This window comes from Rhodopseudomonas sp. P1, assembly GCF_039642825.1.
In the GTDB taxonomy this organism is placed as follows: domain Bacteria; phylum Pseudomonadota; class Alphaproteobacteria; order Rhizobiales; family Xanthobacteraceae; genus Rhodopseudomonas; species Rhodopseudomonas palustris_H.
Genome location: NZ_CP088006.1, coordinates 1,366,849 through 1,381,745, shown reverse-complemented (window position 1 = coordinate 1,381,745; position 14,897 = coordinate 1,366,849). Strand labels below are relative to the sequence as shown.

The window sequence follows — 14,897 nt, the reverse complement described above, 5'->3', positions numbered from 1 at the left end:
AATAGCCAGCAAGGCGTGGATGGCCGGGGCGAGTGTTCAGCCCGGAGACATAGTCGACACGTGTTCGGAGACATGACCGACACTTTCCACGCCCGTCAAGTCGATGGTGGCGACTTGGTGGGCAGCGAAGAACACGCCGTATTTGCCGTCGGTGGAGAGCGGCCTGATGGCCAAGCGCTCTCCGGCGAAGGCTTGCGGCACCTTCCACAAACGACCTTTGAAGCTGACATAGGCCTTGGTTTTCGAGACGGATCGGACGATGTCGCGCTCATCGTATTCTGGAGCCGGCAGGCGGTCCGGCAGAGAACGCCGGCTCGGCTGGTAGCGATCAGCAGGCACCAGCTGGCCTAGCGACTCGTGAGGGCGCTCGAAGTTGTACACCTCGCGCCAGGAATCGAAGGCACGTTGCGCCTCGGCGAGGTCGCGCAAGGGCCGCAGTGCAAACACCTCGTCGTCCAGCGTGCGATGAAAACGCTCGTTCTTGCCGCGGCTCTGCGGGTGATAGGGACGACTACGGATCACCCTGATGCCGAGCTTGAGCAGCCACACCGAGAACCATGTCCAGCGCTCGCCGGAACTGTCCGACCACGGCGAGCCGTTGTCGACGAAGATCGTGTCGGGCAAGCCGTAGTGCCGGAACGTCGTTTGCAGCCTGTCCTGCACGGTTTCGCCGCGCTGATCGGCGCAAGCCTGGAGGCACAGATCGTAGCGTGAGTGATCGTCCACCACGGTCAGCGGATGGCAGCGGACGTCGTTGCCGAGCCGAACCCAGCCTTTGAAGTCCATCTGCCAAAGCATGTTCGGCGCCGGCATCTCGAACCGCAGCGTCGCCGGTGGACCGCCGGCGGCAGGCTTGATCCGGCCGTGCCGGCGCAGGATCTCGTGGATCGTCGACACCGCCGGAGCGTGCTGTCCGGACCGCTCCATCGAGCTGGCGATCTTGCGCGCGCCCCATGCCGGATGCGCATCACGAACCGCCAGCACCTGTGCCTCACACGCCGCCGAGGTCTGCCGCGGGCTGTCGTGCGGCCGCCGCGACAGGTCGGCGAGATCACCTCCGGCCGCCCATCGCTCCAACCATTTGTAGCCGGTCGTCCAATGAATGCCGAACCGCCGGCACAGCTCGCGCCGGTTCGCCCCCTCCTGCATCGCAAGCCGTACGAACTCGCGTCTCTGATCCACTGCCGACACCTCACGCCAGGGCATGGACTTGGCCTCCAACCGCCAAATCCAGCCACTATGATGCGTCGACTATGTCTCCGAACACCCGTAGGTCATGTCTCCGGGCTGAACAGCGAGCCCGGCCATAACGAAACTAATCGTCAATTGAACGGCTCATGAAAGCCTTTGAATTTTACTGCCCACATTTTCTCGCGCCCTTTCTGAAGAACGCGTAGGCCGGCATGGCGCGCGCCACAATCTGGATGATGTCGATCAGTCATCAAGCGGATGCCTGACGATCCTCCGCGAACTGTGCCAGCTCTGAATAGCACAGCGCCGCCCTGCTGGACGCAGGACGGCGCGATGATGATCTTGATGAATGATCCGGGCGAGGCGACCGCTCAGTCGCCCTGCTTGTCGATGTTCCAGAACACCGGGGTCGCCGGGCCGTAGACGACGCCGGTGAGTTCCTTGCGCCACACGCTCGGCGCGGTGTACTGGCCGAGCGGGATGTAGATCACCTGCTCATAGACTTCCTTCTGGATCTCTTCGGCGATCTTCTTCTGCTCCTCCGGCGAGTTCGCGCGCACGAACTTGTCGCGCAGCTCCTCGACCTTGGCGTCTTCCGCCCAGCCGAACCAGCCGCCCTTCTTGCCCTGACCGCCGACCGAGACATTGGCGACCGGATTGAGAATGTCGGGGCCGGCCCAGTTGGTGAAGAACATGTTCCAGCCGCCTTCGCTCGGCGGCTTCTGGCTGGCGCGGCGCGACACCACGGTCTGCCAATCGGTGGCCTGGACGTCGACCTTGAACCCGGCGTCACGCAGCAGCTGCGCGGCCACGATCGGCTGCGCCTTCAGCGTGACGACGTCACCGGGCGCCATCAAGGCGATCGGCGTGCCGTCATAGCCGGACTCCGCGAGCAGCTTCTTGGCCTCGGCCATACCGTTGCCCTTGACCAGCGTCTCGGAGCCGACGTCGGTCTCTAGCGGCGTGCCGCAACCGAATACGGCGCCACACACCTTGTAGTACTTGGGATTGCCGACCAGTGCGTCGAGCACCGGCTTCTGGCTCATCGCCAGGAAGGCCGCGCGACGGACCTTGGGATTGTCGAAAGGCGGATGCAGGAAGTTCATCCGGCCGAGGGTCTGGAAGCCGAGCGGGCTCAACGTATCGATCGTCAGCTCCTTGTCCTGCGCCAGCACCGGCAGCAGGTCGAACGACGGATTCTCGATGAAGTCGATGTCGCCCGACTGCAGCGCGTTCACCGCGGTCTGTGCGTCCGGCATGGTGATCCACTCGACGCGGTCGACCTTCACCATCTTGCCCCCCGAGGTCCAGTCGGGCGCTTCCTTGCGCGGAATGTAGTCGGGGTTCTTGACGTACACCGCCTTGACGCCGGGCTGGAACTCGGACGCAACGAACTTGAACGGGCCGGAGCCGATCTGCTCAGGGATCGGCTTGTCGGCCGGCGTCTCGGCGATCCGCTTCGGCATCATGAACGGCACCAGCGACGACGGCTTGCCGATCGACTCCAGCACCAGGGCGTAGGGCTCCTTCAGCTTCAGCGTGATGGTCTTTGGATCGGTGGCTTCGAGGCTGGCGGTGAACTGCATCAGCTTCTGGCCCATGCCGTCCTTCTGGCCCCAGCGCTTCAGCGAGGCGACACAGTCCTCCGCGGTGACCGGCGTGCCGTCGTGCCACTTCAGTCCGTCACGCAACGTGAAGGTGTAGGTCAGCTTATCGTCGGAGACTTTGTAGTCCGCCATCTGCGGCTGGACCTTGAACTTGGAGTCCATCGCCAGCAGCGTGTCGTAAACCATGTACCCGTGGTCGCGAGTAATGTAGGCGGTGGTCAGGCCGGGATCGATGATACGCAGGTCGGAATGCATGACGGCGCGGATCGTCTTGGCATCGACGGCCGCGGGCAGCGTCATCAATGCCGCGAGCGCGAACGCCGGCACAGCGAATTTCGACGCGACGGCCGAGCGCATCCAACGCGGTGGATGGAACATTCGATTTCTCCTGACTTGAAACTGATCAGTCACAGATGATTGCTTGTGCAGGGCAGTAAGTCTCCGGGCGCGGCGTCACGCGATCAGCGCATTGCCACATCCTGATAATCGAGACTTGCACCAAGTGTGCCAAGCGTCAATCATCCGGCTCGCCGCTGCCGGCGTTCGGCCGCGTAGTCGGCGGCGAAATCTTTCGCTTTACAAAGCCGCCGGTAATCAGTCTCGTAATGCCACCAACAGAGAGTGCGCAATGAACCCAGCAAATCTCCCATTCGATTCCGATACGATGTTGCAGGGCCTGCGCGCCTGGGTTGAATGTGAGAGCCCGACCTGGGACACCGCCGCGGTGGAGCGCATGCTCGATCTCGCAGCGCGGGAGATGGCGATCATGGGCGCGACAATCGAGCGCATCGCCGGTCGCCAGGGTTTCGCCGGCTGCGTGCGCGCGCGCTTTCCGCATCCCAAGCAAGGCGAACCCGGCATCCTGATCGCCGGTCATCTCGACACCGTGCATCCGGTCGGAACGCTGGCAAAGCTGCCGTTCCGCCGCGAAGGCAACAAGGCGTTCGGCCCCGGCATCTTCGACATGAAGGGCGGCAACTACCTGACGCTGGAAGCGATCAAACAGCTCGCCCGCGCCTCGTTCACGACGCCGCTGCCGATCACCATCCTGTTCACGCCGGACGAAGAAGTCGGTACGCCGTCGACCCGTGACATCATCGAAGCCGAGGCGGCGCGCAACAAATACGTGCTGGTGCCGGAGCCCGGACGCCCCGACAACGGCGTCGTCACCGGCCGCTACGCGATCGCGCGATTCACCCTGGAGGCGATCGGCAAGCCGAGCCACGCCGGCGCGACGTTGTCGTCGGGGCGTTCCGCCATACGGGAAATGGCCAAGCAGATCCTGGCGATCGATGCGATGACCACGGAAGATTGCACCTTCAGTGTCGGCATCGTCCACGGCGGCCAATGGGTGAACTGCGTCGCCACCACCTGCACCGGCGAAGCGCTGAGCATGGCCAAGCGCCAGGCAGATCTCGACCGCGGCGTCGAGCGTATGCTGGCGCTGCAAGGCAGCAGCAGCGACGTCACCTTCAACGTGACGCGCGGCGTGACCCGACCGGTGTGGGAGCCGGATGCCGGCACCCTGGCACTGTACGACAAGGCGCGCGCGGTCGCTGCGCAGCTCGGCGTCGGCCTGCCGCACGGCAGCGCCGGCGGCGGCTCCGACGGCAACTTCACCGGCGCAATGGGCATTCCCACCCTCGATGGTCTCGGCGTTCGCGGCGCCGACGCGCACACGCTGAACGAGCACATCGAGATCGACAGCCTCGCCGAGCGAGGCCGGCTGATGGCGGGACTGCTCGCGACGCTGGAGTGAGCGCGGACCTGTGCAAATCAGATCGCACCGGCTTGCAGCCCTGGCACGGGACTTGCTGAACTCCGAGGGTGATTTTGACGGCTTCAAGCGCAGGTGATGATGACGAACCGCATCTTCGGGATAAGTTTCGCTAATCGTCGATCCAAATCCATGATGGAGCGCCGATGATCGGCTATCTGATCCGTCGTTTGCTGGCGGCCATCCCGGTGATGGGTGTGGTCGCACTGTTCGTGTTCCTGCTGCTGCGCCTGACACCGGGCGATCCCGCCGCGATCATTGCCGGCGACAGCGCCACCCCTGAACAATTGATGCGCATCCGTACGTCGCTCGGGCTCAACGAGCCGCTCTACGTGCAGTTCTTCACCTGGGTCGGACGGCTGCTGCACGGCGACCTCGGCGTCTCGCTGATCTCGCAGGTGCCGGTACTGCAGATGATCGGCCAGCGCATCGAGCCGACCATCACGGTGGCGCTGTCGACCATCGTCCTGTCGGTCATCGTCGCGGTTCCGCTCGGCGTCGTCGCCGCGTGGAAACACGGCACCTGGGTCGACCGCTTCGTGATGGGCCTGTCGGTGATCGGCTTCTCGGTGCCGGTGTTCGTGATCGGCTATGTGCTGATCCAGATCTTCGCGATCGAGCTGCGCTGGCTGCCGGTGCAGGGCTTCCGCCCGATGGCGCGCGGCTTCGGCCCGTTCGCCGAGCGGCTGGTGCTGCCGACGCTGACGCTGTCCTTCATCTACATCGCGCTAATCGCGCGGATGACACGCGCAGCGATGCTCGACGTGCTCGGCGAGGATTATGTCCGCACCGCGCGCGCCAAGGGCATCACCGAGAGCCGCGTGCTGCTGCGCCACGCGCTACGCAATGCAGCGGTGCCGGTGATCACCGTGATCGGCACCGGCTTTGCGCTGTTGATCTCCGGCGTGGTCGTCACCGAGAGCGTGTTCAACCTGCCCGGCATCGGCCGTCTCACTGTCGATGCGGTGCTGGCGCGCGACTACCCGGTGATCCAGGGCATGATCCTGCTGACCAGCGGCATCTACGTCGCGGTCAATCTGTTGATCGATCTGGCCTACACGCTGCTCGATCCCCGTATCCGGTACTGAGGGCGCGCGCACCATGGCGATCGATACCATGTCCGAACCGACCCTTCCGGTGCCGCGCCCGATGCGTCCGCGGCTTGGCTTCCTGCTGTCGACGCCGATCATCGCCGTCGCCACCATTTGCCTGACGCTGGTCGTGCTGATGGCGATCTTCGCGCCGTGGCTGGCGCCGCACGATCCGGTGAAGCTGGCGCCGGCGCTACGGCTCAAGCCGCCGAGCGCCGAATTCCTGCTCGGCACCGATGCCTATGGCCGCGATCTGCTGTCGCGGATCATCTATGGCGGCCGGGTGTCGCTGCTGATCGGCGTCGGCTCGGCGATCGTCGCGATCGCGATCGGCCTCGTCATTGGCTTGGTCGCCGGCTTCTTCCGCTGGGTCGACGCGGTGATGATGCGGGTGATGGACGGCCTGATGGCGATCCCCAGCGTGCTGCTGGCGATCGCCGTGGTGTCGCTGTCCGGCGCCAGCCTGACCACGGTGCTGATCGCCATCACCATCCCGGAGATTCCGCGCGTCGCCCGGCTGGTGCGCTCGGTGGTGCTGACGGCGCGCGAGGAGCCCTATGTCGAAGCTGCGATCTCGCTGGGCTCCAGCCTGCCGAAGATCATGGCGCGGCACCTGATGCCCAACACGGTAGCACCGCTGATCGTACAGGGCACCTACATCGCCGCCTCGTCGATCCTCACCGAAGCGATCCTGTCGTTCCTCGGTGCCGGCATCAGCCCCGAGACGCCGACCTGGGGCAACATCATGGCCGAGGGCCGCGCCTACTTTCAGATCAAGCCGATGCTGATCTTCTGGCCGGGCCTGCTGCTGTCGATCGCGATCCTGTCCGTCAACCTGATCGGCGACGCCGCCCGCGATGCGCTCGACCCGCGGATGAAACAGCGCGAGGGTTCGCGATGAGAGCCGGTTCAAAGCTTAGTCCGTCATTACGGAACGCGAATCGACGAAGCAGTGACGTGGAGGCATCCCGATGACCGACAACGTCCTCGAAATCGACAATCTCGTCGTCCGCCTCGGCCGTAGCAATGACGGCGACAAGGTGATCGACGGCATCTCGCTCACCGTGCGGGCCGGCGAGACGATGTGCCTGGTCGGCGAAAGCGGCTCGGGCAAATCGGTGACGTCGCTCGCCACCATGGGGCTGCTGCCGAAGGGCGCGCTGCATGCCTCCGGCGGCGAGATCCGGCTCGCCGGCGAGAACGTGCTGGCCGCCAGCGAACGGCGGCTGCGCCAGCTTCGCGCGTCGCGGATGGCGATGATCTTCCAGGAGCCGATGACGGCGCTGAACCCGGTGGTGCCGGTCGGCAAGCAGATCGACGAGGTGCTGCGCTTTCACACCGACCTTCCCGCCCGCGAGCGCCGCCGCCGCATCCTCGACATGATGCAGCAGGTACGGCTGCCGGATGTCGAACGGATCTTCGCCTCTTATCCGCACCGGCTGTCGGGCGGCCAGCGCCAGCGCATCATGATCGCGATGGCGCTGGTGCTCGAACCCAAGCTGCTGATCGCCGACGAGCCGACCACTGCGCTCGACGTCACCACACAGAAGCAGATCCTGACGCTGATCCGCGAGCTGCAGCAGGCGCACGGCACCGCGGTGCTGTTCATCACCCACGACATGGGCGTGGTGGCGGAGATCGCCGATCGCGTCGCGGTGATGCGGCAAGGTCGTCTGGTCGAGACCGGCCCGCTCGAGACGGTGTTGCGCCGTCCGCAGATGGACTACACCCGCAACCTGTTGTCGGCGGTGCCGAGCCTGGTGCCGCGGCCGCCGCGCGGCGTCGCCAAGACGCCGGTGGTGCTGGAGGCCAACGAGCTCGGCAAGGTGTATCGCGAGCGCTCGCTGCTCGGCCGCCAGCGCGAGGTAGTCGCGGCACAGGACGTGACGCTGACGCTGCACAAGGGGCGCACCCTCGGCATCGTCGGCGAAAGCGGCTCGGGTAAATCCACCGTGGCGCGCTGCATCGTGCGGCTGATCGATCCGACCTCGGGCGGCATCCGGCTGGCCGGCCGCGAGATCTCCGATCTGTCGCGACGGCTGCTGCGGCCACACCGCAAGAAGATCCAGATCGTATTCCAGGACCCGTACCGCTCGCTCAATCCGCGCGTCAGCGTCGGTGAGAGCATTGCGGAAGGGCCGATCAATTACGGCGTGCCGCGGGCGCAAGCGCTCGCCAAGGCGCGGCAACTGCTCGAGCTGGTGCATCTGCCGGCGGACGCGATCTCGCGCTTTCCCCATCAGTTCTCCGGCGGCCAGCGCCAGCGCATCGCGATCGCCCGCGCGCTGGCGCTTGATCCCGACGTCCTGGTCGCCGACGAGGCGGTGTCGGCGCTCGACGTCTCGGTGCAGGCGCAGGTGCTGAATCTGCTCGACGAGATTCAGACCCGGCTCGGCATCGCGCTGCTGTTCATCACCCACGACCTGCGCGTCGCAGCGCAGATCTGCGACGATGTCGCGGTGATGGAGAAAGGCCGCGTCGTCGAACAAGGGCCGGCCGGCGAAGTGCTGACCCACCCCAAGCAAGCCTACACCCGCCAACTGCTCGAAGCCGCTCCCGGCCGGCATTGGGACTTCGCCAACTTCCGTCCCGTCCACGAGGCTCCGCAGGCAGCGGTGAGCTGAAACATCCTCCCAGTCATTCCGGGGCGCGAGCGCAAGCTCGCGAACCCGGAATCTCCTTCCTAACAATGTCGGGATTCCGGGTTCGCGCTTCGCGCGCCCCGGAATGACGCAGCAAGAGAAACAACCATGACCCGCATCGCCGTCGGTGGCTTCCTGCACGAGACCAACACCTTTGCGCCCACCAAGGCGACCTGGGAGGCGTTCGTGCATGGCGGTGGGTGGCCGGCGATGACGATCGGCGCCGACGTGCTCAAGGTGATGCGCGGCATCAATGTCGGCCTTGCCGGCTTCGTCGAAGAGGCCGACGCCAAAGGCTGGGAGCTGATCCCCACCGTCGCCTGCGGCGCCAGCCCATCGGCGCATGTCACCGAGGATGCGTTCGAGCGCGTCGTCAAAATCATGATCGACGGCATCAAGGCGGCCGGACAGCTCGACGCGGTGTATCTCGACCTGCACGGCGCGATGGTCACCGAACATCTCGACGACGGCGAAGGCGAGATTCTGGCCCGCGTCCGCGCAGTGATCGGGCCCGACCTGCCGCTGGTCGTCAGCATCGATCTGCACGCCAACGTCACGCCGCGGATGATCGAACATGCCGACGCGCTGATCGCCTATCGCACCTATCCGCATGTCGACATGGCCGACACCGGCCGCGCTTCGGCCAAGCATCTGGAGCTGCTGCTGCGCAGCGGTCAGAAGTTCGCCAAGGCGTTCCGGCAACTGCCGTTTCTTATTCCGATCTCGTGGCAGTGCACGTTCGATCAGCCGACCAAAGGCATCTACGACAAGCTTGCCGCGCTGGAGAGCGAGGCGGTGCCGACGCTGTCGTTTGCACCGGGCTTTCCGGCCGCCGACTTTCCGGACTGCGCACCGTCGGTGTTCGCCTATGGCCGCACCCAGGCCGATGCCGACGCGGCGGCGGATGCGGTGGCGGCGCTCGTGGCCGGTCACGAGGACGATTTCGACGGCAAGATCTATTCGCCCGACGAGGGCGTGAAGCATGCGATCGAATTGGCGCGCACCGCCGCCAAGCCGATCATCATTGCCGACACCCAGGACAATCCCGGCGCCGGCGGCGATTCCGACACCACCGGCATGCTCCGCGCCTTGGTGCGCAACAACGCACAGCGCGCCGCGATCGGCGTGATCTACGATCCGGACGCCGCGAAGGCCGCGCATGCCGCCGGTGTCGGCGCGATGATCTCGTTGTCGCTCGGCGGCAAGTCGGGCATTCCCGGCGACACGCCGTTCGAGGAGATCTTCGTCGTCGAGCAGCTGTCCGACGGCCGCTTTGTCGCACCCGGTCCGTATTTCGGTGGCCGCGAGATGGAGATGGGTCCGTCCGCCTGCCTGCGGATCGGCGGCGTGCGCGTGGTGGTCGCGTCGCACAAAGCACAGCTCGCCGATCAGGCGATGTACCGCTATGTCGGCATCGAGCCGACCGCGCAGGCGATCCTGGTGGTGAAAAGCTCGGTGCATTTCCGCGCCGACTTTCAGCCGATCGCCGAGCGGCTGCTGATCTGCGCCGCGCCCGGCGCGATGCCGGCCGATACCGCGGCGCTGCCGTGGCAGCGGCTACGACCGGGCATTCGTGTCAAGCCGAATGGACAGCCGTTCGTCGCGCCGAACTAACAACTCATCGCCATTACTGACGTCGATTCGCGCTGACGGTGTCCCTCGTGATCGCACCAGTCAGCAGCGGGACTATCATGCACGCACGAGTCGATTTTCGTGCGCGCCAATGTATGCAGATACCATTCTTGCTTTGAAGCAGCGTGAGGCGCGCGCGAATTGGAACCTTCCCGGTTTGACGCGATTGGCTCGACGGTTCGCTCAAAATGCAAGAGAGGTCGCAGATGCCGTCGCTCAGCGGGCAAGCAATCAATACAGGTAGCATCAAGCAGCATCATGCGCGGACGGGGCTCGCCAATCCGGTGGCGGGTGCGCGCACCGATATCACCAGCGTGGTCGGCCGGTTTGCGATCTATGCGGCGGGGGACGCGCAGCCGAATGGCAGCACCACGCCGCTGCTGCTGATCCACAGCATCAACGCCGCCGGCTCCGCTTACGAAGTCAAGCCGCTGTATGATTACTACGCGAAGCAGCGACCGGTGTACGCGATCGACCTGCCCGGCTTCGGCCAATCGGATCGCGACGACCGCGAATACACCGCGCGAATGATGACCGACGCGGTCCACGCCGCGGTCGAACAAATCCGCCGCATCCATGGCGAGCAGCCGATCGATGCGCTCGCGCTGTCGCTGGCAAGCGAGTTCCTGGCCCGCGCGGCGACCGAGACGCCGCAGGCGTTTCGCTCGCTCGGCTTCATCAGCCCGACCGGCTTCGAAGGCCGGGCCCGCGACGAACGCACGCCCGGCACCCGAGGCCGCTCCTGGATTATCGACGTGCTGCGCGTCAAGCTGTGGGACCGCGGCTTCTTCAAGATGCTCACCGCGCGGCCGGTGATCCGCAAGTTCCTGGAGAAGGCCTGGGGCTCGAAGGGTATCGACGAACCGATGGTCGATTACGACTACGCCACCACGCATCAGCCCGGCGCCCGCCATGCGCCGTACTACTTCGTGGCCGGCTTCATGTTCAGCACCGACATCCTGCACATCTACGAGCAGCTTCGGCTGCCGGTGTGGATGGCGCACGGCGTGCGCGGCGACTTCGTCGACTATCGCCACAAGAGCCGCGTCGCCGGCCGCTCGAACTGGACCATCGTACAATTCGACACCGGCGCGTTCCCGCACTTCGAGGTGCTGGATCAGGTGGTATCTTCGTACGATCAGTTCCTGACGAAGGTACTGCCGAACGAGGTCGGCAAGCCGACGCTGGTGCAATCGGCGTAATGGCTCTGCGAATGTCCGAGGCAACTCCAGCAACCATGCACGATCAACAATAGCGTGAGTTGCCTTCGCTTCGCAGTTGAAGAAACTAGACCTGACGCGATTGATTTGGACGCGTGAATCGCGGCGCAGCCGACCTCAAGGCTGCGCCGCCTAGGCTTCACTTGCGGAGGTTGCTGACGGTAATGAACTACGCACAGCTTCTGATCGGATCGGCAGGCAGCATTGAGACCACGCCGGTCCCGCCGTTCACCCATCACGAGATCCTCGGGCTTGTGCAGCCGTTCACCCGCCGCGGCTATCAGGTCGACCTTGCCGCCAGCGATCGCCTCGCGCGGCGGCTGCTGTTCAAGCCGGTCATGCATGATGAAGCCGGCCGCGGCGGCGTCAACGCGACCGAGTTGCTGCAACTCGACAATCCCCGCCCCGGCCTGCATCAGGTCACCCGCACGCTGACGCTGGACGACGGCCTGACCGCGACGTTAGAGACCCAGGGCGACGATCTCGACATCCTGCTGCGGCGGATCGAGCAGGTGCTGCCCCAGCAGCAGTTCCGCAGCGTCGAAGGCGCCCTGGTCGCGCTGAGCTATCGCCTCACCCCGGTGAGCACCCGGCACGCCCCAAGCGATGCAGTGCGACGGGTGCTACTACGCGGGGAGGCCGTGATTGCGGGGTTCCGCGTATTGTTGCGCGGGGCGCTGGTGCGCGGTTATCCGGCCGAGATCGACGTCACGCCAAGCACGCCAGGTGTGGCACTGCCCGAAGATCTGCTCGCCGTGATCGGCTGGGCGTGGTCGCCGCTGCGCAAGAGCAAGGCCGGCTTCACCGGCAAGATCAAGGTGCGCGGCCAGGAGCCTGAGCTCAGCCGGCGCGTCGAAGCCGCGCTGGAAAAGACGGTGGCGCATCTCGCCCGCACGCTGACGCGGCCGCCGGCGGCTTACTACGAGAAGCTGCGCGGCGCGCGCTGGACGGTGACCTTCCGCCGCGCGATCCCGGCGCTGTTTTTCGGCGGCCTGATCGCCGGCGCCGCGAGCCTGACGCTGATCGACGTGCCGCAGGATTCGATCTTCAACCTGCTGCTGATGGGCGCGCCGCCGCTGTTGATGTTCGGCGCCTTCGGGATGCGCGAGACGCCGTCGCTGGAAATTCCGCCGCTGCCGCGGCGCTGGAAGGCGACGTGGCTGCCGGAAGCCGAGGCGGCCCCGTCACAGATGGATGCACAGACGACCTGACGAGCGAGGACACGATCGATGCACGGCAACCCGATGAACATCCCCCCGGTCTCGATCGCCGCCGCCAAGGCCGCGCTGATCGAGCAATACGCCGATCCGACACTGCGCCGGCGGGCGTCGATGCTGTGGGGCACGCGCGGCGTCGGCAAGTCGTCGATCGTCCGCCAGGTCGCTGCGCATTATCGGGTGCCGCTGATCGATCTCAGGCTCACCACGATCGAGCCGGTCGATATCCGCGGCGCGATCTATGCGGATGAGAACCTGGCCAAGACGGTGTGGTTTCCGCCGGAGTTCCTGCCGTCGCGCGACCAGCCCGAAGGCGTGCTGTTTCTCGACGAACTCACCGCCGCCGATCAGCGGCTGCAGATTTCAGCTTATTCGCTGATCCTCGATCGCCGCGTCGGCAATTACCACCTGCCCGACGGCTGGCAGGTGGTGGCCGCCGGCAATGCCAGCTTCCACGGCGCGATCAGCCACGACATGGGCACCGCGCTCGCCGACCGTATGTTCCACTTCAACGTCCAGACCGCGATCGACGCCTTCCTCAGCCACGCCATCACCCACGACTTCGCGCCCGAAGTGATGGCGTATCTGAAGATCCGTCCCGACAAGCTCGACGATACCCAGGCGCAGCTCGCCGGCGACCACCTGATCGGCGCCAGCCCGCGCGGCTGGGAGGACATCTCCAACGTGCTGAAGTCGGGCTTGTCCGACCACGCCAAGCGGCTGTTCGTGCAGGGCCGGATCGGCGCCGCCAATGCGGCGGAGTTCTTCGGCGTGCTGCGCGAGATCCAGGCCGGCACTGACGTGCTCAAGTTGCTCGCGGCGCGCCCTGGCCCCGAGACCGCAGCGCTGCTGCCGAAGTCGCTCGATGCGCTGTACGGCATGCTGTACGGGCTGCTCGCCGCCAGCGCCGACAAGGACACCCTGGCGCGGGCGCTCGAGATCATCGAGCAGCTGCCGGACATCCGCAGCACCGTGCCGCTGCCGATCCGCGAAGCACAGACGCTGGCGATGGAGCTATTGATGCAGCGTGGGCTGGAGAACGGCCTCGAGGCCGCGATCCTCGACAGCCCGGCCTATGCCCGCTACGCCGACCGCCGGCAATTGGAAGCCGCCGATGCCTGATCCGGGCGCGCTCTACTGCCACCGCGGCACGCGCGCGATCCAGCGCATGGTGGAGTTCGCGCCCTCGACCGGCGGACTGGCGCTATGGGTTCAACATCGCGATCTGCCGGACGATACACCGGCTGAGACATCCGCCGCGGTGACCGACGGCACCACGGTGTACTACAGCGCCGCGTTCGATCGGTTGCCCCTGCCCGACCAGGTCGGACTGGTTGCGCACGAGGTATTGCACATCGCGCTGCGCCACTCGCAGCGTTTCGTCGAGCTGCAACGTACCCAGGGCGACGTCGACCTCGAACTGTTCAACATCTGCGCCGACGCCATCGTCAACACCACGCTGGCGCATCTGAGCTGGCTGCATCTGCCGGACAACGCGGTGATGCTGGAGCAGATCGTATTCAAAGCGCTCGGCCGCGAGCAGCAGCCGGAATCGGCGCTGCTCGAATGGGATGTCGAGAAGCTGTACCGCGCGATCGACGACCGAGACGATGGCACCAGCGGCAAGCAGCCATCCGGCCGGCAATCGCAACAGGGCTCCAAGGCGGACTCGTCGGGCTCCGGCGGCAAGGATCAGGCCCAATCCCAATCCGGCACGTCGGAGAGCGAGACCACCCAACGCAGCGACGGCGCTCGTTCGGCCAAGGTGCGGGCGCTCGGCGCCGGCGGCGCGCGCGATCTGGTGCCGAACCCGGAGGCGCAATCGGCCCCCGAACACGAGGCCGAGCTGGCCCGCGAATGGAGCGAGCGCATCCTGCGCGGCCATGCCGGCGACGGCGCATTCTCGATGCTGCGCGCGCTGATCGCCGATCTGCCGCACAGCCGCACGCCGTGGGCCCAGGTGTTGCGGGTGCAGCTTGCGCGCGGCCTGGCCCGCAAACCGGCGCTGACCTGGTCGCGCCCGACGCGCTCCTACATCGCCAACCAGGGCCGCGCCGGCAATCACCGGATGCCGTTCGAACCGGGCTTCAGCCCGACCAAGAACGAGCCGCGGCTGGCGCTGATCATCGACGTTTCCGGCTCGATCGACGATCAGCTGATGCAGCGCTTCGCCACCGAGATCGAAACCATCATCCGGCGCCAGGAGGCCGGCCTGGTGCTGATCATCGGCGACGAGCGGGTGCGGCAGGTCGAGTTCTTCGAGCCCGGACGCCGCTTCGTGCTCAGTGAGATCGAATTTGCCGGCGGCGGCGGCACCAACTTCACGCCGCTGCTCGCCGAGGCCGACCGGCACAAGCCCGATATCACCGTCGTGCTGACCGATCTCGAAGGCCCGGCGGAGTTCAAGCCGCGCTGGCCGGTGATCTGGGCGGTGCCGCAGGAGCATGCCCACGCGGTGCAGCCGTTTGGACGGCTGCTTCCACTCGACTAATACCTTGCGGCGACGACGAGGAGGCCGAC

Annotated in this window: 11 protein-coding genes; 9 read left to right on the top strand and 2 right to left on the bottom strand. The window is 65.9% G+C overall.

The annotated features are described in order from the left end of the window. Positions 1-36: 36 nt before the first annotated feature. Together LRC39_RS06490 and LRC39_RS06485 are read right to left on the bottom strand one after the other, a co-directional pair. Positions 37-1,206 carry an IS481 family transposase gene (locus LRC39_RS06490; protein ID WP_346295641.1) on the bottom strand — a complete coding sequence of 390 codons (1,170 nt, stop codon included), beginning with the start codon at positions 1,204-1,206 and terminating at the stop codon, positions 37-39. Between the two features lie 356 nt (positions 1,207-1,562). Continuing rightward, positions 1,563-3,176 (bottom strand): ABC transporter substrate-binding protein, encoded by a 1,614-nt coding sequence (locus LRC39_RS06485; RefSeq protein ID WP_346296707.1) that lies wholly within the window; start codon positions 3,174-3,176, stop codon positions 1,563-1,565. A gap of 250 nt (positions 3,177-3,426) precedes the next feature. On the opposite strand from LRC39_RS06485, the gene LRC39_RS06480 reads away from it, so the two are divergent. The 9 genes from LRC39_RS06480 (at position 3,427) to LRC39_RS06440 (ending at position 14,868) form a co-directional block, all read left to right on the top strand. Next, on the top strand, positions 3,427-4,557 hold the full coding sequence (locus LRC39_RS06480) for a M20/M25/M40 family metallo-hydrolase (RefSeq protein WP_346296706.1): 1,131 nt from the start codon (positions 3,427-3,429) through the stop codon (positions 4,555-4,557). A 164-nt stretch (positions 4,558-4,721) separates the two neighbouring features. Continuing rightward, positions 4,722-5,663: an ABC transporter permease gene (locus LRC39_RS06475; RefSeq protein ID WP_346296705.1), complete on the top strand. Its 942-nt coding sequence runs from the start codon at positions 4,722-4,724 to the stop codon at positions 5,661-5,663. 13 nt (positions 5,664-5,676) lie between these two features. Continuing rightward, positions 5,677-6,567, top strand: coding sequence for an ABC transporter permease (locus LRC39_RS06470; protein WP_346296704.1), 891 nt, complete (start codon positions 5,677-5,679; stop codon positions 6,565-6,567). A gap of 70 nt (positions 6,568-6,637) precedes the next feature. After that, positions 6,638-8,290: an ABC transporter ATP-binding protein gene (locus tag LRC39_RS06465; protein WP_107354557.1), complete on the top strand. Its 1,653-nt coding sequence runs from the start codon at positions 6,638-6,640 to the stop codon at positions 8,288-8,290. A gap of 126 nt (positions 8,291-8,416) precedes the next feature. Next, on the top strand, positions 8,417-9,922 hold the full coding sequence (locus LRC39_RS06460) for a M81 family metallopeptidase (RefSeq protein ID WP_346296703.1): 1,506 nt from the start codon (positions 8,417-8,419) through the stop codon (positions 9,920-9,922). Between the two features lie 224 nt (positions 9,923-10,146). After that, positions 10,147-11,142: an alpha/beta fold hydrolase gene (locus tag LRC39_RS06455; RefSeq protein ID WP_346296702.1), complete on the top strand. Its 996-nt coding sequence runs from the start codon at positions 10,147-10,149 to the stop codon at positions 11,140-11,142. Positions 11,143-11,324: 182 nt separating this feature from the next. Then, positions 11,325-12,371, top strand: a complete 1,047-nt coding sequence (locus LRC39_RS06450; protein WP_346296701.1) for a hypothetical protein — start codon at positions 11,325-11,327, stop codon at positions 12,369-12,371. An 18-nt stretch (positions 12,372-12,389) separates the two neighbouring features. Continuing rightward, the gene (locus tag LRC39_RS06445; RefSeq protein ID WP_164571709.1) at positions 12,390-13,499 is read left to right on the top strand and encodes an AAA family ATPase; all 1,110 of its coding nucleotides are present in this window, start codon (positions 12,390-12,392) and stop codon (positions 13,497-13,499) included. Further along, on the top strand, positions 13,492-14,868 hold the full coding sequence (locus LRC39_RS06440; protein WP_346296700.1) for a vWA domain-containing protein: 1,377 nt from the start codon (positions 13,492-13,494) through the stop codon (positions 14,866-14,868). The genes LRC39_RS06445 and LRC39_RS06440 overlap by 8 nt, the downstream gene beginning before the upstream one ends. Positions 14,869-14,897 lie beyond the last annotated feature (29 nt).